The sequence below is a fragment of the Halarcobacter sp. genome, from assembly GCF_963675975.1.
In the GTDB taxonomy this organism is placed as follows: Bacteria; Campylobacterota; Campylobacteria; order Campylobacterales; family Arcobacteraceae; genus Halarcobacter.
In genome coordinates this window covers 1,573,482-1,590,619 of record NZ_OY780939.1, presented here as the reverse complement: position 1 = coordinate 1,590,619, position 17,138 = coordinate 1,573,482, and the positions used below count along the sequence as shown (strand labels likewise).

At 27.2% G+C, this 17,138-nt stretch carries 17 protein-coding genes; 12 read left to right on the top strand and 5 right to left on the bottom strand.

From position 1 onward, the window contains the following. Entirely contained in the window at positions 1 to 570 is a 570-nt protein-coding gene (gene ribA, locus ACKU3H_RS07765; RefSeq protein WP_320036470.1) for a GTP cyclohydrolase II, read from the top strand. Between the two features lie 32 nt (positions 571 to 602). Here the strand turns inward: ribA and ACKU3H_RS07760 are convergent, their stop codons facing one another. After that, complete coding sequence (locus ACKU3H_RS07760) at positions 603 to 1,022, bottom strand: secondary thiamine-phosphate synthase enzyme YjbQ (protein WP_320036406.1); 420 nt, start codon at positions 1,020 to 1,022, stop codon at positions 603 to 605. A gap of 46 nt (positions 1,023 to 1,068) precedes the next feature. Between ACKU3H_RS07760 and ACKU3H_RS07755 the strand changes: the two genes are divergently transcribed. Both ACKU3H_RS07755 and ACKU3H_RS07750 read left to right on the top strand, forming a co-directional pair. Further along, positions 1,069 to 1,380, top strand: coding sequence for a hypothetical protein (locus tag ACKU3H_RS07755; protein ID WP_320036405.1), 312 nt, complete (start codon positions 1,069 to 1,071; stop codon positions 1,378 to 1,380). 5 nt (positions 1,381 to 1,385) lie between these two features. Beyond that, complete coding sequence (locus ACKU3H_RS07750) at positions 1,386 to 1,538, top strand: hypothetical protein (protein WP_320036404.1); 153 nt, start codon at positions 1,386 to 1,388, stop codon at positions 1,536 to 1,538. On the opposite strand, the gene ACKU3H_RS07745 is transcribed toward ACKU3H_RS07750, so the two are convergent. Continuing rightward, positions 1,535 to 1,765, bottom strand: coding sequence for a DUF2798 domain-containing protein (locus ACKU3H_RS07745; protein WP_320036403.1), 231 nt, complete (start codon positions 1,763 to 1,765; stop codon positions 1,535 to 1,537). The two genes, ACKU3H_RS07750 and ACKU3H_RS07745, sit on opposite strands and share 4 nt — an antisense overlap. 73 nt (positions 1,766 to 1,838) lie before the next feature. Beyond that, positions 1,839 to 3,296: a protein adenylyltransferase SelO family protein gene (locus ACKU3H_RS07740; RefSeq protein WP_320036402.1), complete on the bottom strand. Its 1,458-nt coding sequence runs from the start codon at positions 3,294 to 3,296 to the stop codon at positions 1,839 to 1,841. Positions 3,297 to 3,438: 142 nt separating this feature from the next. Between ACKU3H_RS07740 and ACKU3H_RS07735 the strand changes: the two genes are divergently transcribed. From ACKU3H_RS07735 to ACKU3H_RS07720, 4 genes are all read left to right on the top strand, one after another. Then, a complete protein-coding gene (locus ACKU3H_RS07735) occupies positions 3,439 to 4,593 on the top strand; it encodes an aminotransferase class V-fold PLP-dependent enzyme (RefSeq protein ID WP_320036401.1) in 1,155 nt (384 codons plus the stop codon). After that, on the top strand, positions 4,594 to 6,099 hold the full coding sequence (locus ACKU3H_RS07730) for a PLP-dependent transferase (protein WP_320036400.1): 1,506 nt from the start codon (positions 4,594 to 4,596) through the stop codon (positions 6,097 to 6,099). Between the two features lie 52 nt (positions 6,100 to 6,151). After that, complete coding sequence (locus tag ACKU3H_RS07725) at positions 6,152 to 8,137, top strand: HAMP domain-containing methyl-accepting chemotaxis protein (protein WP_320036399.1); 1,986 nt, start codon at positions 6,152 to 6,154, stop codon at positions 8,135 to 8,137. A 241-nt stretch (positions 8,138 to 8,378) separates the two neighbouring features. Further along, positions 8,379 to 10,403: a methyl-accepting chemotaxis protein gene (locus tag ACKU3H_RS07720; RefSeq protein ID WP_320036398.1), complete on the top strand. Its 2,025-nt coding sequence runs from the start codon at positions 8,379 to 8,381 to the stop codon at positions 10,401 to 10,403. Positions 10,404 to 10,413: 10 nt separating this feature from the next. On the opposite strand, the gene ACKU3H_RS07715 is transcribed toward ACKU3H_RS07720, so the two are convergent. Together ACKU3H_RS07715 and ACKU3H_RS07710 are read right to left on the bottom strand one after the other, a co-directional pair. Beyond that, positions 10,414 to 11,835, bottom strand: coding sequence for a hypothetical protein (locus ACKU3H_RS07715; RefSeq protein ID WP_320036397.1), 1,422 nt, complete (start codon positions 11,833 to 11,835; stop codon positions 10,414 to 10,416). Continuing rightward, the gene (locus ACKU3H_RS07710) at positions 11,816 to 12,760 is read right to left on the bottom strand and encodes a metal ABC transporter solute-binding protein, Zn/Mn family (RefSeq protein ID WP_320036396.1); all 945 of its coding nucleotides are present in this window, start codon (positions 12,758 to 12,760) and stop codon (positions 11,816 to 11,818) included. The genes ACKU3H_RS07715 and ACKU3H_RS07710 overlap by 20 nt, the downstream gene beginning before the upstream one ends. Positions 12,761 to 12,889: 129 nt before the next feature. On the opposite strand from ACKU3H_RS07710, the gene ACKU3H_RS07705 reads away from it, so the two are divergent. From ACKU3H_RS07705 to ACKU3H_RS07685, 5 genes are all read left to right on the top strand, one after another. Next, positions 12,890 to 13,261, top strand: coding sequence for a transcriptional repressor (locus tag ACKU3H_RS07705; protein ID WP_320036395.1), 372 nt, complete (start codon positions 12,890 to 12,892; stop codon positions 13,259 to 13,261). Then, complete coding sequence (gene nhaA, locus ACKU3H_RS07700) at positions 13,237 to 14,544, top strand: Na+/H+ antiporter NhaA (protein ID WP_407933682.1); 1,308 nt, start codon at positions 13,237 to 13,239, stop codon at positions 14,542 to 14,544. Before ACKU3H_RS07705 ends, nhaA begins: the two co-directional genes overlap by 25 nt. A 53-nt stretch (positions 14,545 to 14,597) precedes the next feature. Continuing rightward, entirely contained in the window at positions 14,598 to 15,398 is an 801-nt protein-coding gene (locus ACKU3H_RS07695) for an AraC family transcriptional regulator (RefSeq protein WP_320036394.1), read from the top strand. A gap of 60 nt (positions 15,399 to 15,458) precedes the next feature. After that, entirely contained in the window at positions 15,459 to 16,355 is an 897-nt protein-coding gene (locus ACKU3H_RS07690) for a DMT family transporter (protein WP_320036393.1), read from the top strand. A gap of 68 nt (positions 16,356 to 16,423) precedes the next feature. Continuing rightward, the gene (locus ACKU3H_RS07685; RefSeq protein WP_320036392.1) at positions 16,424 to 17,128 is read left to right on the top strand and encodes a hypothetical protein; all 705 of its coding nucleotides are present in this window, start codon (positions 16,424 to 16,426) and stop codon (positions 17,126 to 17,128) included. The last annotated feature ends 10 nt before the right edge of the window (positions 17,129 to 17,138 follow it).

Below are 17,138 nucleotides of genomic sequence, written 5' to 3'. Positions count from 1 at the left end.
ATTGTTGAATCAAAAATAGCAAATCTTCCTTCAAGATTTGGAAAGTTTGATATAAAAGCTTATAAAGATGGTTGCCAAGAACATCTTGCAATTATGAGTAAAAATTTTTCTTCCATAGAAGCACCACTTGTAAGAATTCATAGTGAATGTCTAACAGGGGATAGTATTGGTAGTTTAAAATGTGATTGTAACAACCAACTAAATTTAGCCTTAGAACTTATTTCAAAAGAAGGTGGATTGGTTATTTATCATAGACAAGAGGGAAGAAATATAGGTTTAGTAAATAAAGTAAATGCCTACAATTTGCAAGACCAAGGTTTCAATACAGTAGAAGCAAATTTGAAATTAGGTTTTAAAGAAGATGAAAGAGATTATAGGGCTATAGATTATATACTAAAAAATTTAGGAGTAAAAAAGATGAGGCTTATCACAAACAATCCTAGAAAAATCGATTTTATAGAAAGTACAGATATTGAGATTGTTGAAAGAATCCCAGCAATAACTAAAACAAACAAATTTAATGAAAACTATTTAAAAACAAAAAAAGATGAATTGGGTCACTTTTTGTAAAATACAGTCAAGTTTTACTTGATTGTATTTTTCTAAATACCCATAATAGTAGCAACTATTTTTCTACTTCCACCAAAATCTCTATGTTCACCCAGATATATCCCTTGCCAAGTTCCAAGATTAAGTTTTCCATTTGTTATAGCGATAGTTACTGAAACTCCAAAAATTGATGACTTTATATGAGCTGGCATATCATCTTCCCCCTCATAAGTATGTCTAAAATAATTTTTATTTGATACCACATCATTTATAAAATTTTCCATATCACTTCTTACACTACTATCACAATTTTCATTAATTGTTAGGCTTGCACTTGTGTGTTTTAGGAATAAATTTAATGTTCCTACTTCAATCATTTTTATCTCATTCAAACTATTTATAACTTCATCAGTTATTAAATGAAATCCTCTAGGATAATTTTTTAAATTAAGTTCTTTCTGAAATATTTTCATAAAACAATAATACCTAAAAATTAATGATTTTTGTGTATAATGATATATGGCAAAAAATTATAAAACACAAAAAAAGAAAACTACAACTCATTTTGTATTAGAAACTCTAATTAAAATTCTTTCTGTAGTTGTAATAATTATACTATCATTCATTGCTTACCATAAAATAAGTATATCAGATGGATTTGACTTTAGCTCTGCTTCTAAAAGTAGAGATAACGCAAGAATGCCTTCAGAACTAAAATGGTTTGATGATTTTAAAGGTGTTGAAAATGTACCTGATAAAAATGCGAAAAAAGGTGGAAGTTCAGGGGGATCTCAAAACTTCTTGCAATATGAAAGTGACAAAAACAAATAAATAAAATGGAAACGCTATATATAATAGGTTTTATTTTACTTCTTATTATCTCTATACTTATAAGCATCTCTTCAATCAAATATTTCTTAACTATGTGGAAATTTAAAAATAGAAAAAAAGATAAGAGTGAAGATGATGACTTTAAGTATTTTGATTAATGATGCTCTCTAACTAATCTATTTGTTAATTTATTTACAGCTGGTGCAACAAAAAATACAATAGGGAAAGCACATATAAATGCTTTTATAAAAGCTTCCATCCATTTTAGTACAAAACTATCAACAATTCCTAAATTAATAAATGTAATAACCATACTCATAATAAAACTCATAAACATTGACATAAAAAATGCAAAAACCAATCTTCTATATTTTGGTGAAATCATATAACTCCTTATTAAACGTCCAATTTTTAAAAATGTATTTTATCAAAATAATTTTCATTTTATATTAGAAAACTCAAGAAGAGCAACTAAGTTGAATATTAGCATGTTCCATTGGTGTAGGATTTGAATATCTTTCATATTCTTTATGTTCCAAATATGGGTTTTGTGCAATAAATAACAAATCATTTGTTAATTTAAAATCTCCATTTTTAGCTTTTTCAATCGCTTCTTGTAACATATAGTTTTTTATAATAAATTTTGGGTTAACTGTTTTCATCAAATCTTTCATTTTTTTAAAATCTTGATTTTGATTTTTTATTACTTTTTTATATTCTTTAAACCACTCAAAAATAGATTCTCTAAAAATTGAAATATCAGTAATACTGCTAATATCATTAAGGTTTTCTAATTTTGATAAACGATAAAAAAAACAGTTATAATCAATTTTTGCTTTTTCTAAAGATTCTAATAAAGAGATTACTAAATCAATATTGTTATCACTACTTAAATTTATATCTAAACCTAATCTTTTATTCATAAGTTTTAAATACTCTTTTTGATGTATAGAAATAAAACTTTTTAAATACCCTACTAGCTTTTTAAAACTACAAATTTTTCCAAGAATAAAAGCAAATACTTCAAGATTCCATCTAGCAATCTCTGGTTGATTACTAAAGGAATATCTTCCTTCCATATCTGTATGATTACAAATACAATCCATCTCAAAATTATCCATAAAAGCAAAAGGACCATAATCAATTGTAAGTCCTGCAACACTCATATTGTCTGTATTCATAACTCCATGCATAAACCCATAAGCTTGCCATTTGGCCAATAACTTAGCAGTTTTTTCAACTAATTCACAATAAAACTTTTCATATTTATTCTCTTCATTTTCAAGATGAGGATAACTTTGTTTTATCACATAGTCTGCTAATTTTCGCAGATTCTCTTCTGCATTTTTTCCTCTGGCAAAATATTCAAATGTTCCTATTCTTATCCAAGAAGGAGACATTCTCATAACTACAGCTCCTGTTTCAATATCATCATAAGCTCTATATATGGGATGTGTTGAACCTATTATTGCCAAAGCTCTTGTTGTAGGTATTCCTAAAGCATGCATATGTTCACTCATAATATATTCTCTGATAGATGAACGTAAAACTGCCCTACCATCCCCTTGTCTTGAAAATCTTGTTAAACCTGAACCTTTTGTTTGAAGATGCCAAGTGTTTATGCTTCCAAGATTTACAGCTCTTCCATCTCCTAATTGGGGTACAAAATATCCAAATTGATGCCCTGCGTATGCCATTGCATATGGAACTGAACCTTTTAAAACATTTTCACCATTTACAAATGCTACAAAAGATTCACTTTCACAACTACTATAATCTAAACCTATTAAATCACAAGCACTTTTACTATAAGAGATTAGATGGGGATTGTTTAAAGGAGTAGATTCTAACTTTTGATAAAATTTTTCATCAAATTGAAAATAATCGACACTTAGCTCTAATTCATTTAATTTCATTTTGTACTTCTATACTTTATTTCATAGTAGATTAGCTAAATAAGATAAAATTAGTCTTATATTAGAAAAATTAATAACTAAAATTAAGGTGATTTAACTCTTATAAAAAATAGGTTATAATTCCCAAAAAAATAGGATTTGCATGAATAATATTAAAATAGAGACAGCACTTAGCCATTTAACAAAATTTGCACCTTTTGAAGACAAAGCAGGAGCATCACACTTCCCAATATACAACACTGGAACTTTTGATTTAAAGAAACAAGATGGTGAAAAAATTTATGATTATACAAGAAGTGATAACCCTACAAGAGAGACTTTAGAAAATCTTTTTACTGAAGTTGAAGGTGGAGCTGGTTGTGTTTGTACACATACAGGTATTGCATCGGTTGCTCTACTATTTGAAACAGTATTAAAAGCAAATTCTCATATTTTAGTTGAAGCAGATTGTTATGGTGGAACATTTAGATTATTAAAAGTATTTAAAGAAAAATACAATATAACTGTTCACTTTGCAAACTTCTTAGAGTTTGATAATGTTGAAAAGATACTAAAAGAAAATCCTATTGAATTAGTACTTTGCGAATCTCCTACAAATCCTGGATTAAAAATAATTGATTTAGAAAAAATAGCTACTTTAAGCCATAAATACAATTCACTATTTGCAGTTGATAACTCATTAGCTACCTTTATTAGTCAACTACCACTTGAATTAGGTGCTGATTTCTCTTTATTTTCAACTACAAAATATATTTCAGGTCATGGAGCAGTTGTAGCTGGAGCAATTGTTGCAAAAACTAAAGAGTTGGCACAACAAATACATTATTATGCAAATGCTCATGGAAGAAGTCAAAATCCAATGGATGTGTACCTAATCTCATTAGGGATACCTACACTTAAAGTTAGAATGAAAGAGCATCAAGAAAACTCTATAAAAATTGCAAACTTTTTAGAAGAGCAAAATTATATTACAAAAGTAACCCACCCTGCTTTAAAATCTCACCCACAATATGACTTAGCAAAAAAGCAGATGAAATATATTCCGGGTGTATTTTGTGCTGACTTTACTTCACTTGAATTGGCTGAAAAGTTTATTGAAAATACAAAAATATTTGGTGAAAAATGTTCTTTTGGGAGTCCTGATTCAAGGATTGAAATACCTGCAAAAATCTCCCATGCTTCTTTTTCAAAAGAGGAGCTTGAAGCTATTGGTATAGCTGAAGGTACAGTTAGATTTTCTATTGGTTTAGAAAATATTGATGATTTAATTGAAGATATCAAGCAGGCTGTAAAATAGATGGAAAAAGCTTTTTTTAACCCTATTGCAGTAGGTGAAACATTACCATCTAAAAATATCCATGCAGTATCTGTATCTATGCCAAAAATATCTGATGTAATCGGATATGAAGAGTTTGATGAAGATACACTAAAGGTTATAAAAAGCGGTTACCCAAGATTTATATTACATCCATACTTAAAAAAACTTAGCTCTTTTATACAAAAAAAATATCAAGTATCAGATGCTTATGAAGTGGTACTTTTAAGTTCAAAAAAAGCAGTTGATTTAGTAAGTGACAAATACTATATTTATAATAAAATTGACATAGATGAACCTTTTGGGGTTATTCTTGTACAAAATGGAACTACTCAACTTCAAAAAGTATTAAGCTATATTCAACATGTAGGTTGTAACCTTTCTTCAAGATTAGCAGAAGAGTATCTTTTCAAAGAGGGTTTGATAGATACTTTACATAAAGAGGAATTAGAAGAAAAAGATGTGTCTGAAAAGATAGTAAAAACAACTTTAGCAAAAGCATATAAACAACCTATAGAAAATGTAGAATTAACCCCATCAGGTATGAATGCAATCTATTCAGTTGTAAGAGGACTTCACTCGATACAAGCTCATAATGGAAGAGATATTCTAATACAATTTGGTTGGCTTTATTTAGATACAATGAATATAGTAAACCATCACTTCCAAAGACAAAAAGTGTTTCCAGATATCTCAAACCTAGATTTATTAGAAAAGTATTTAAAAGATTATGGGCTTAGAATTACAGCTATAATAACAGAAGTTCCAACAAACCCATTATTAAAATGTGTTGATATAAAAAGATTAAGAACACTTTGTGATAAATATAATATTCCTTTAGTAATAGACTCAACATTTGCTACACCATTTAATTTAGATTTGACTAATTATGCAGATATATTTGTAGAATCTCTTACAAAATTTGCTTCAGGAAATGCAGATGTATTAATGGGTGCAATTATCTTAAATAAAAAACATAGACTCTCACATATGAATAAAGAGTTTTTTAAACACTGTGAAAATGTATTTATAAAAGATATACAAAGAATGGCCTTTGAGATTAAAAATTATGAAAATAGAGTTAAAAAAATATCTTCAAATACAAAAAAATTAGTAAAATACTTAGAAACTTGCCCTTATGTTGATAAAGTATATTATTGTTTAGATGAGGACAATAAAAATAATTACTCTCAAACAATGATTGATGACAACTCTTATGTGGGTATAGTATCTGTAACTTTTAATAAACCTTTAGAAGAAACATATGATAAACTAAATTTTGCAAAAGGGCCTAGTTTAGGTACAGAATTTACACTTCTTATGCTTTATACATATTTGGCTCATTATGATTTAATTAAAACTAAAAAAGGTAAAGAATTTTTAGAAAAGATTGAACTTCCAATTGATTTAATAAGAATTTCAGTAGGAACAGAACCTATTGAAAAAATCATAAAAGAATTTGAAAGAATAAGAATAAATAATATTTAAATATTAAGAAATAACATTATATAATATTTTAAAACTTTTTTAAAGGAATAAAATGTTAAATAATTTATCAATTAATTTGAAGCTAAAAATCAATAGTTTATTAATTGTTATTGGTCTTTTAATTTCAGGATTAGTAATATACAATGCACTAAACTCTTTATCAAAAGAATATAAATACTCTATAGATATTGCTAAACAAAACGATACAATCAATGCAATTTTTATAAATGGACTTCTATACAACTCTTCATCAGGGGTAGTTTTCCAAAACCCAAACTCTGAAAAAGCAAAAAAAACTATGACAACTGCAATATCAAAAGTTGAACAAGCTGCAAATAGCTTCGAAAAATTAAATACTAATCTATATAAAAAATTTGACAAAAAAGTTACTAACTTTCTTAATACTGCTAAACCTCTTTATAAAAAGGTTAGTGAAGGAAAAGTATTAGAAAAAGAGGATATGAAAATCTCTTTAAAAGCATGGAGAGATTTAAAATTCACAATTACTGATATTATCAAAATACTAAAAGATGACTCTAAGAAAGCACAAGAAAGTTACAATAAATTAATAAATGAATACCTTACAACTATAGTAATTTTGTTGATAGTAATTTTATTAATCATTTTTATTTTTAATATTTTATTATCTAGAAGTATAATTATACCATTAGAGACCCTTGAAAATGCAATGGAAAACTTGTCAAAAGAGGGTTCTACACAAATTAAAATTGATATAAAATCAAATGATGAAACGGCACAAATAGCAAAAAGTTTCAATAAATATATAGATAAAATAGAAAAAGATAAAAAAGAAGATGCTCTTGTTATCAAAGATGTACAAAATGTTGTTAGTGAGATAAAAAAAGGTAATCTTAACCATAGAGTTACAACATCTACAGCAAATAATACAATTATGAAACTAGTAGATACTTTAAATGATATGTTAAATACTCTTCATAATATAATTGAACATACACTAGATACCTTAATAAAATATCAAAATGATGATTTTAAAGCTAAAACCTCTATGTCTTTAGAAGGTGACATTGATAAACTTTTAAAAGGTATAAATAGTCTTGGAAAAAGTATCTCTTATATGTTAGTTGAAAATAAAACTAGAGGATTAACCCTAAATAAAAGTTCAAACGAATTACTAATAAATGTTGATCAATTAAGCAGTGCTTCAAATGAAGCAGCAGCAAGTTTAGAAGAAACAGCCGCAGCATTAGAAGAGATAACCTCAAATATCTCACATAATACAGAGAATGTAGTAAAAATGGCTCAAAATGCAAATGAACTTAAAAAATCATCTTCTGAGGGTGAAAAACTTGCAACTCAAACAACTACTGCAATGGATAGTATAAACGAACAAGTAACTGCTATCAATGATGCTATTTCAGTTATTGACCAAATTGCTTTCCAAACTAATATTCTATCTTTAAATGCAGCTGTTGAAGCTGCTACTGCTGGTGAAGCTGGTAAAGGTTTTGCTGTTGTTGCACAAGAGGTTAGAAACCTAGCTGCTAGATCTGCAGAAGCTGCTAAAGAGATTAAGGATTTAGTTGAAAGTGCTACAGTTAAAGCTAATGATGGTAAAAATATTGCTGATATTATGATTAAAGGTTATGTAGGACTTAACAAAAATATCAACACTACTTTAGAGCTTATCTCTGATGTTGAAGTTGCTAGTAAAGAGCAACAATCTGGTATTGTTCAAATTAATGATGCTATTAATTTATTAGATAGACAAACTCAACAAAATGCTGCTGTTGCAAATGAAACTAAAGATATTGCTGAACAAACTCAGGATATTGCAAATGAGATTGTTAAAGAAGCTGATGAAAAAGAGTTTATTGGTAAAGATAATATCTCTGCTTCTTCTCATAAAAACAATACATCATCTAAGCCTGTTGTTTCTCAAACTAAAATTTCTAAACCTATTAAAAATGAACCTAAAAAGGTATCTGAATCTAAACCTTCTACAAGTAATACTATTACACCTAATAATAATGACGATAACGAGTGGGAAAGCTTCTAGGCTTTCCTAAAGTACAAAAATTTATAAATATTTATAAATTTTACTTATCAAAAAAAATAATAATAATAAATTATAATCATAAAAAAATAACATTTAAAAGCAATAATATAATAATTTAACAAGCATCAAAAAATAATAAATATACCTTTAAATATGCTATTTAATTATCAGTTGGAATTAAAACTAATTTAAGTTTATTAAAACTAGAATATATACATATGGTTTATAAAAGGGGTATATCATGGGTATAAAACAAAAAATAATAGTTTCATTTTTAGTACTAATTGGAATATCAATTATTTCAAATATTTATATTTCGTACAATATACATAATGTAAAATCAAATTTCAATGAAGTAACAGAAAAAGATTTTGCAGGTATAACAGTATTATTAGAAGCAGATAGAGACTCTTATCAATCAAATATTGCGATGTCTCAGATATTCAATGTAGAAGATAAGAAAAAAATAGAGAAATTAACAGAAAGTGTTAATAGCAATTTACAACAAGTTGCTGACAGATTTAAAAAATTTGAAAAACTTTTGAATAAAGAGATGCCAGAACACAAATCAAAATTCAATGATTTTGATGACTCTTACTCAAAAGTACAAACACATACTAAAAAGCTACTTTCTTTAGTAAATGAAAATAATATTGAAGATGCAAAAAAATACTACTTCAATGTTTATATAAATGATTATGAAACAATGAGAGATTTAATTGATTTTTTTACACAAGAAACATATCATGTGGTTGAAGCAAATAAAAACAATACCTTATCACTTATTAGTAATTCTTTTACTACTTTTGTTGTAATTGCACTTATAATCATTGTTATTGGTATTGTATTCACAGTTTTACTAGGTAGAAATATTAATAATTCAATTGAAAAATTTAGAGATGGATTATTAGGATTTTTCTCATATTTAAATAAAGAAAAGTCAACTGTAGAACTACTTGATGATAGTTCAAATGACGAAATAGCTAAAATTGCTACTGTTGTAAATAAAAATATTGAAAATACAAAACAACTACTAGAACAAGATTTTGCATTAATTGAAGATGTGAAAAGAGTAGTTGCATTGGTAAAAGATGGTAATATAAAAGAGAAAATTGAAAAATCAACACATAATCAATCCCTAGAAGAGTTAAAAACAATTTTTAATGATATGTTATTTGCTATTTCAAAAACAGTTGCAGATGATTTAAATGCTATAAAAAAAGCATTAAATGAGTACCAAAAACTAAACTTCACATTTAGAATTGAAAACACAAAAGGTGAAACTGCTGAAGGATTAAATACATTAGCAAATATCATCAATGAGATGTTGGTTGATAATAAAACAAATGGTTTAACTCTTCAAAATAGTGCTTATACTCTTTTAGCAAATGTAGATAAGCTAAGCAGTGCTTCAAATGAAGCAGCAGCAAGTTTAGAAGAAACAGCCGCAGCATTAGAAGAGATAACCTCAAATATCTCACATAATACAGAGAATGTAGTAAAAATGGCTCAAAATGCAAATGAACTTAAAAAATCATCTTCTGAGGGTGAAAAACTTGCAACTCAAACAACTACTGCAATGGATAGTATAAACGAACAAGTAACTGCTATCAATGATGCTATTTCAGTTATTGACCAAATTGCTTTCCAAACTAATATTCTATCTTTAAATGCAGCTGTTGAAGCTGCTACTGCTGGTGAAGCTGGTAAAGGTTTTGCTGTTGTTGCACAAGAGGTTAGAAACCTTGCAAGTAGATCTGCAGAAGCTGCTAAAGAGATTAAGGATTTAGTTGAAAGTGCTACAGTTAAAGCTAATGATGGTAAAAATATTGCTGATATTATGATTAAAGGTTATGTAGGACTTAACAAAAATATCAACACTACTTTAGAGCTTATCTCTGATGTTGAAGTTGCTAGTAAAGAGCAACAATCTGGTATTGTTCAAATTAATGATGCTATTAATTTATTAGATAGACAAACTCAACAAAATGCTGCTGTTGCAAATGAAACTAAAGATATTGCTGAACAAACTCAGGATATTGCAAATGAGATTGTTAAAGAAGCTGATGAAAAAGAGTTTATTGGTAAAGATAATATCTCTGCTTCTTCTCATAAAAACAATACATCATCTAAGCCTGTTGTTTCTCAAACTAAAATTTCTAAACCTATTAAAAATGAACCTAAAAAGGTATCTGAATCTAAACCTTCTACAGGTAATACTATTACACCTAATAATAATGACGATGACGAGTGGGAAAGCTTCTAGGCTTTTCCACTTAAACCATAGAAGCATTTAAAAATAATAATATCCCTAAAACAAACATAACAACAGGTGATGCAATCTCTAAAAAGTTAGTTATTCCATGAGATTTAGATGACACCTTTTGTAAGCTAACTCCTAAAAATGATGAAATAAATATCACAAGCCCCATTCCAAGACTTATAAAAATAGAAGCTAAAAGTACAGCAAAATATGTTTTTAATATAAAGGCATAGATGAATAATATTACTGTACCGGGACAAGGAATCAACCCTGCTGTTAATACAAAATATAAATCTTTTTTCATAAAGTTTGGTTTTAAACTTGTTTTACTTTTTGGTGCTTGTGTACTCCATGAAGACTGAGTACTCGAGCAAGAACTACAAGAACAAGACTTATGATTAAATTTGTTATATAGGATATAAACAGCTAATATCATAATAAGAACTGCAGATACTTTAGTTAAAATTTCAACAGAATCATTTACAAAATTGTTTAATATAGACTCTAAAATAAACACAGAAACTACTACTAATATTAATGCACCGATAATATGAATAAATGCACTTGCTTGTGATATAAAAAATGCTTTTGTATATGAACTTTTGTTTGATATAAAATATGAAAAGGCAAGAGACTTTCCATGTCCAGGCCCTAAAGCATGAATTATTCCATACAAAAATGAGATTAAAAGTAAAGTAAATAAGGCAAAATCATCACCATTTTCTATTTTTATTAAATACTCTTTTAACTTTTTTGTATACTTAGAAAGTAAAGTTTCTTCAACATTCTCTTTTTTTAATAATTTCTCTTTATCTTCTATATTTTGGGTGTTAGCTTCTTTCTTTTCATCTATAACTTTTTTAGAAGCAGAAGAAGAGATATAAAATGCAACACTTTGCCTATTTACTTCTTTATCAATTTTAAGGGGAGAATTAATTTTTAAACTATTTTCTGCCATTAATAAAATAAAATAGTTTTCATCATCATTTACATTTATAAATAAAATATTATCTTTTACTATGTCATAATTTAACTCAATTGTATATTCAAAGTGTAAAAGTGAATTTTTAATAAATGTTTTATACTCTTTTATTTTAAAAGGTTTAGATTCTTCTTCATTTATAACTTTGTCATAAGAGATATGAGTTAGATAATTTTTAGGAACAATATAATCTAACAGGGATTGTTCAACAGGTATTAACTCATCTTTATCTAAATAATTATTTTGATTAACATCATAAACAGTTTCTAACTGTTGGGTAAACTCTTTAGTCAAAACCCAAAGTAGTTTAGCTTCTTTTATTTTTGTTTGTGTTGTATTTAAAGTTACACCAACTCTTGTTTCAGGGGAATATATGGTACAAAGTGCACACCCATAAAGAGTGTGCGTAAATATTAGAATAAGTAATAAATATTTATTTATACGATTTTGCAATTTCTTCAGCTACTTTTATTAAATTTTCGTCCCACTTTTCAGCTAAGGGATTGATTGTAGCAACATTACCATTTATACTCTTAGATATTGTTTTAGCACCTTTTTGAGAAAATTGAGGAGCTACAAAAACTATTTTTATATCATGTTTTTTTGCTTCTTGAACTAACTCTACAAGTTGTGCAGGTTTTGGCTCTTTACCTTCAATTTCAATTGAAATTTGTTCTAATTCATATCTTTTTGAAAAATATCCCCAAGATGGGTGAAATACCATAAATGCTTTATGCTCATAATTTTCTAATATTGATTCAATTTTTTTATCTAAGGTATCTAACTCAGCTAAAAATTTATCTAAATTATTTTTATAGAACTCTTTATTTTCTGAATCTACTTTTACTAAAGCGTTATAAATATTTTTTGCCTGAATTTTTACTAAAGTTGGTTCTAGCCACACATGTGGGTCTAAGCCAGAATCCTCATGTGCATGCTCTTTATGTTCGTCATGATGTTCATCTGCATGCTCTTCATGTTCATGATGCTCATCTACATGCTCTTCATGTTCATGGTGTTCATCTGCATGTTCTTCATCTTCATAATGGTGATGTGCCGCCATTGGAAGCTTTTTTATACCTTCAGAAGTATCAACCATAAGCATATTTTTATTTGCACTTTCAAATTTTTCTAACCACACTTTTTCAAATGGAACTCCAATTGAAAAATATGCAATAGATTTAGATAAAAGTTTCATTTGTGATGTTTTAGGTTCGTAAGTTGCAGGACTAGCTCCTGGTTTAACCATTACATTTACATCAACTTTACCCTTTGCTATTTTATCTACAAAATATTTTTGAGGAAGTATAGATACTGTAACTTCTTTTGCAAGAACTATACTACTTAAACTTAACAACATAAATAATATTAATTTCATTTTTATCCTTTTTTGCAATCAAGTTGCATTTTTGGAATTCTAATCTATAAAAACTTTAATGCAACTGAATTGCAATTATAGAAAAAATGGATAAAACTATTTTTTAAAAATATAAAGATATAATATTTTATGAACTTAGAAAATATATCAAAAACAATAAAACTTACCTCAGCAAGAAAAGCTATACTTGAAATACTAATCTCTTCAAACAAACCTTTATGTTATGAAGATATTAAAGACAATATTAGCATGGATAAAGCTACTTTTTATAGAAATATAATTAAGTTTGAAGAGGAATCAATAATTAGTTCTTTTGAATCAAATGACAAAAAAAGATATTATGAAATAGCTAAAACTAAACATTCCCATTTTATTTGTAATGAGTGTTCTAAAATAGAGTGTATACATGAAAAAATTGATGTAGATTTAAAAGGATATGAGATCGATAATATTATTATAAAAGGAATTTGCCCTAAATGTTTAAACAAACAGGAGAAATAAAAGTGATTCAAAAGTTAATTACTTTAGAAAAATTTATTAATAAAGAAGCATTAAGTGGTATTATACTTTTTATTGCAACTGTTGCTGCTGTAATTGTTGCAAACTCATCTTGGGGACAAGATTATTATGATCTTTGGCACCTTCCACTTGGCATAAACCTTGGTGGTCATGAAATCTCAATGAGTTTAACTTATTGGATTGATGATGGATTAATGGCTCTATTTTTCTTAATGGTAGGGCTTGAAATAAAAAGAGAAATGCTAATAGGTGAACTCTCAACTGTTTCAAAAGCAGCATTTCCAATAGTTGCAGCAATAGGAGGTATGTTAGTCCCTGCTTTAATTTATGTAGGTTTTAATACAGACAATCCTTATGGATTTGGTATCCCAATGGCAACAGATATTGCTTTTGCTTTAGGTATATTGATGCTTATGGGTACTAGAGTTAACCCTGCACTAAAACTATTTTTAGTTGCCCTTGCAGTTGTAGATGATTTAGGAGCTGTACTTGTAGTTGCAACTGTATATACAAATGAGATTCATGCAGGATATTTTTTACATGCAGGAATCATATATGCTTTAATTTGGGCAATGAATATCAAAGGTGTAAAAAAATTAACTCCATATTTAATATTAGGTATTGGATTATGGATATATATCCATGCAATTGGTATCCACGCAACTATTGCAGGTGTATTATTAGCTTTTGCTATTCCTATTAATTCGAAAATTGATGAAAAAAAATTTATATCAGATACAAGAAAAGATTTGGATGATTTTGAATCACATATTGATGATATTCCAGTTATCAATCACCATCAAATTGATTCCTTGGAAAATATTGGATACAACTATGATAAAGTGCAAAATCCTTTAATAAGATTAGAGCACAATTTACATGGCTTGTCTGCATTTTTTATTATGCCACTATTTGCTTTTTCAAATGCAGGTGTACTTATAGATTTTTCAGGAGTAAGTCAAAACCTAATGATCGTTTTAGGTGTAGTTTTGGGTCTAGTTATAGGAAAACCTATTGGTATTTTAGGTCTAACTTATCTTGCTACTAAACTAAAAATTGTAGAAAAACCAGAGGAACTTTCATGGAGTGAGATTTTAGCTGTAGGTTTTATTGCCGGTATTGGTTTTACAATGTCGATTTTTATTACACACTTAGCTTTTGTAGATGAAACTATTATTGCAGCAGTTAAACTAGCAGTATTTGCAGCCTCTTTCATAGCGGCTGTAATTGGAGTAATATTATTACTTAGCATAAAAAAAGTATAGAAATAGAGCAATTTTGTTCTATTTTTATATTTACCTTTTAGATATAATATCTTATGAATAAACTACAAACTTTTGATAAAACAATCTTTGAACATGTAAAAAAAACAAATGACCAATTTACAAAGCACTTCCACGATACTTACACTATTGGTATAACCCATGATGGAGAGTTTAAGTCTTTACATGAGAAAAAAACTTTTTATTTATATAAAAACTCAACAAAAGTGATTAACCCAGGAGAGGTTCATGGTGGAGACTCAAACTCTTGGAAATATACAAATTTTTATCCAAGTATAGAATTAGTAAGCCAAATATATGAACAAGTTTTTTTTGAGAAAAAGAGCCCTATTTTTACTGAGCATACAATAGATGATATTGTTTTGTGTAATCTATTAAGACAATTTTTTATCAATACATATTCAAATAGTGATAAGATGGAAACAGAAACAAGTCTTATAACAGCACTTTCATATTTGATAAAAAACTATACCCATAAAACAAAAACTTATGAGCCAATATTTAATAATAAACCTATTATAAAAAACTCAATCGAATTTATACAAGATTCTTTAGAAACAAATATTTCACTTGATGACTTAGCATTAGTTACAAATCTAAGTAAATACCATTTTTTAAGAACATTTAAAAATACTACTGGCCTAACACCCCATCAATATATTCTAATAAAAAGAGTAGAAAAAGGTAAAGAGCTTATCTCAAAGGGAATAAATCTAAATGAGATAGCATACCATACTGGGTTTAGCGATCAATCTCACTTTAATAGAAGTTTCAAAAGAGTTTATGGATATTCACCTAAAACTTTAAATAATAATATTTTTAATACCAAACTGTAGCAATTTTATTCTATACAAAAAACTAATTCTTTGTTATATTTCCAATAAAAAAGAGTTATTATGACTGAATCAAATAAAAATATATTCTATTTCTTATTATTCCTTGCAATGGTTGGATGGGGAGCATCTTGGGTAAATGTTAAAGTTTTAAGTTCATATATAAATGAGTTTGAAACTATGTTTTTAAGATTTTTTATAACTGCTATTACGATGATACCAATTATTTTAGTACTAAAAAAATCTTTTAAAATTGATTTAAAAAGTTTATTACTGGTAATTATTACAGCAATTGTTTTTATATCATATATGAAATACTTTTTTCTTGGAACTAAATATGGAACTGCTAGTTTAGGTGGTGCTTTTGTAACAACTTTAATACCTATAAATACTTTTTTAATATTAGCATTATTTGGAAATAGAAAAATAGAAAAAAAAGATGCAATAGCATTGTTTATTGGTGCAATTGGGGTAATGACTATGTTAAATGTATGGAGTTTTAATCTAGAAGAGATATTTACTGTTCATAATATGTATTTTATACTTGCTTCTATTTTTTGGCCTATAGTTACAATTTTAAGTTCTAAATCAACTAAAATATCTCCAATAGTATTTACTTTTTATTTGTATGTTGTAACTTCTGTTTTAAATATAATATTTTTTGTTGATATAAGTGAGATTGATTACTCTAAATTTGATAAGATTTTTTATATAAATATATTTGTATTAAGTATAATCGCTTCAACTTTTGCCAATACAATTTATTTTTTAGGTATTGAAAAGCTAGGTGCAAGAGAGGTTAGTAGTTTTATCTTCTTTGTTCCTTTTGCAGCAATAATTTTAAGTGCAGTATTTTTAAAAGAAGAGATTAGTATCTCAATTATAATTGGTACAGCATTGACAATTTTTGCAGTTAAAATTCTAAACAATATAAAAATATTTAAAAAAAGAAAAACTTAACCTAGGTCAATTTTATCCTTTCATAAAAATGATATTATTATGAATAAATATTCATAGAAAGGTTAAATATGATTGGAAAATTAACAATTTATTGTTTAGGTGTCTTATTTTTTACAAGTTCATTATTTGCATTAAATGAACCACATACTGTAAAAATATTGGAAACAAAAAATGCTGGAGCTTACACTTATATAAAAGTAGAAGAGAACAATGATACTTATTGGGCAGCAATTAGTAAATCAAATGTAAAGGTTGGTCAAACAATAACTATTCATGAACAAGTTTGGATGAAAGAGTTTAAAAGTAAAGCATTAGATAAAACATTTGATAAAATTTTATTTGCACAAATACCTAAAAAAGGTGTATCAGGTAGTGATAATATCCATAATATACATGGTAATATGATAAAGAAAAAACAATCAAATGAATTAAAACCAAATCCAAAATTTAATGAAGGTATTATAGTATCAAATAGTGAAGCTATTAAAACTAATATTTCTGATCTATTTACAAACAAAGAGAAATATAAAAATAAAAATGTTGAGATTGAAGGTGATGTACTTCAAGTTTCAAATAAAGTTATGGGAAATACTTGGGTAAAAATATATAATGGAAAAGATGCTGTAATATTTAGATCTACTAATGAAGATGAAAAAGTTTCTATTGGAGATAAAGTAAAAGTTATAGGAACAATAAATACTGATGTGGATTATGGATATGGATTTAAGTATGAAGTAATAGGAGTAAATGGTAAATTTACTATTCTAAACTAAAGAAAGAGTT

Coding starts and splice junctions, on each gene's coding strand:
- nhaA (WP_407933682.1), top strand. CDS start 13,237: ATGTTTAAACAAACAGGAGAAATAAAAGTGATTCAAAAGTTAATTACT.
- ACKU3H_RS07760 (WP_320036406.1), bottom strand. CDS start 1,022: ATGAAAATATTTCAGAAAGAACTTAATTTAAAAAATTATCCTAGAGGA.
- ACKU3H_RS07750 (WP_320036404.1), top strand. CDS start 1,386: ATGGAAACGCTATATATAATAGGTTTTATTTTACTTCTTATTATCTCT.
- ACKU3H_RS07710 (WP_320036396.1), bottom strand. CDS start 12,760: ATGAAATTAATATTATTTATGTTGTTAAGTTTAAGTAGTATAGTTCTT.
- ACKU3H_RS07755 (WP_320036405.1), top strand. CDS start 1,069: ATGGCAAAAAATTATAAAACACAAAAAAAGAAAACTACAACTCATTTT.
- ACKU3H_RS07745 (WP_320036403.1), bottom strand. CDS start 1,765: ATGATTTCACCAAAATATAGAAGATTGGTTTTTGCATTTTTTATGTCA.
- ACKU3H_RS07705 (WP_320036395.1), top strand. CDS start 12,890: ATGAACTTAGAAAATATATCAAAAACAATAAAACTTACCTCAGCAAGA.
- ACKU3H_RS07690 (WP_320036393.1), top strand. CDS start 15,459: ATGACTGAATCAAATAAAAATATATTCTATTTCTTATTATTCCTTGCA.
- ACKU3H_RS07740 (WP_320036402.1), bottom strand. CDS start 3,296: ATGAAATTAAATGAATTAGAGCTAAGTGTCGATTATTTTCAATTTGAT.
- ACKU3H_RS07725 (WP_320036399.1), top strand. CDS start 6,152: ATGTTAAATAATTTATCAATTAATTTGAAGCTAAAAATCAATAGTTTA.
- ACKU3H_RS07685 (WP_320036392.1), top strand. CDS start 16,424: ATGATTGGAAAATTAACAATTTATTGTTTAGGTGTCTTATTTTTTACA.
- ACKU3H_RS07735 (WP_320036401.1), top strand. CDS start 3,439: ATGAATAATATTAAAATAGAGACAGCACTTAGCCATTTAACAAAATTT.
- ACKU3H_RS07695 (WP_320036394.1), top strand. CDS start 14,598: ATGAATAAACTACAAACTTTTGATAAAACAATCTTTGAACATGTAAAA.
- ACKU3H_RS07720 (WP_320036398.1), top strand. CDS start 8,379: ATGGGTATAAAACAAAAAATAATAGTTTCATTTTTAGTACTAATTGGA.
- ACKU3H_RS07730 (WP_320036400.1), top strand. CDS start 4,594: ATGGAAAAAGCTTTTTTTAACCCTATTGCAGTAGGTGAAACATTACCA.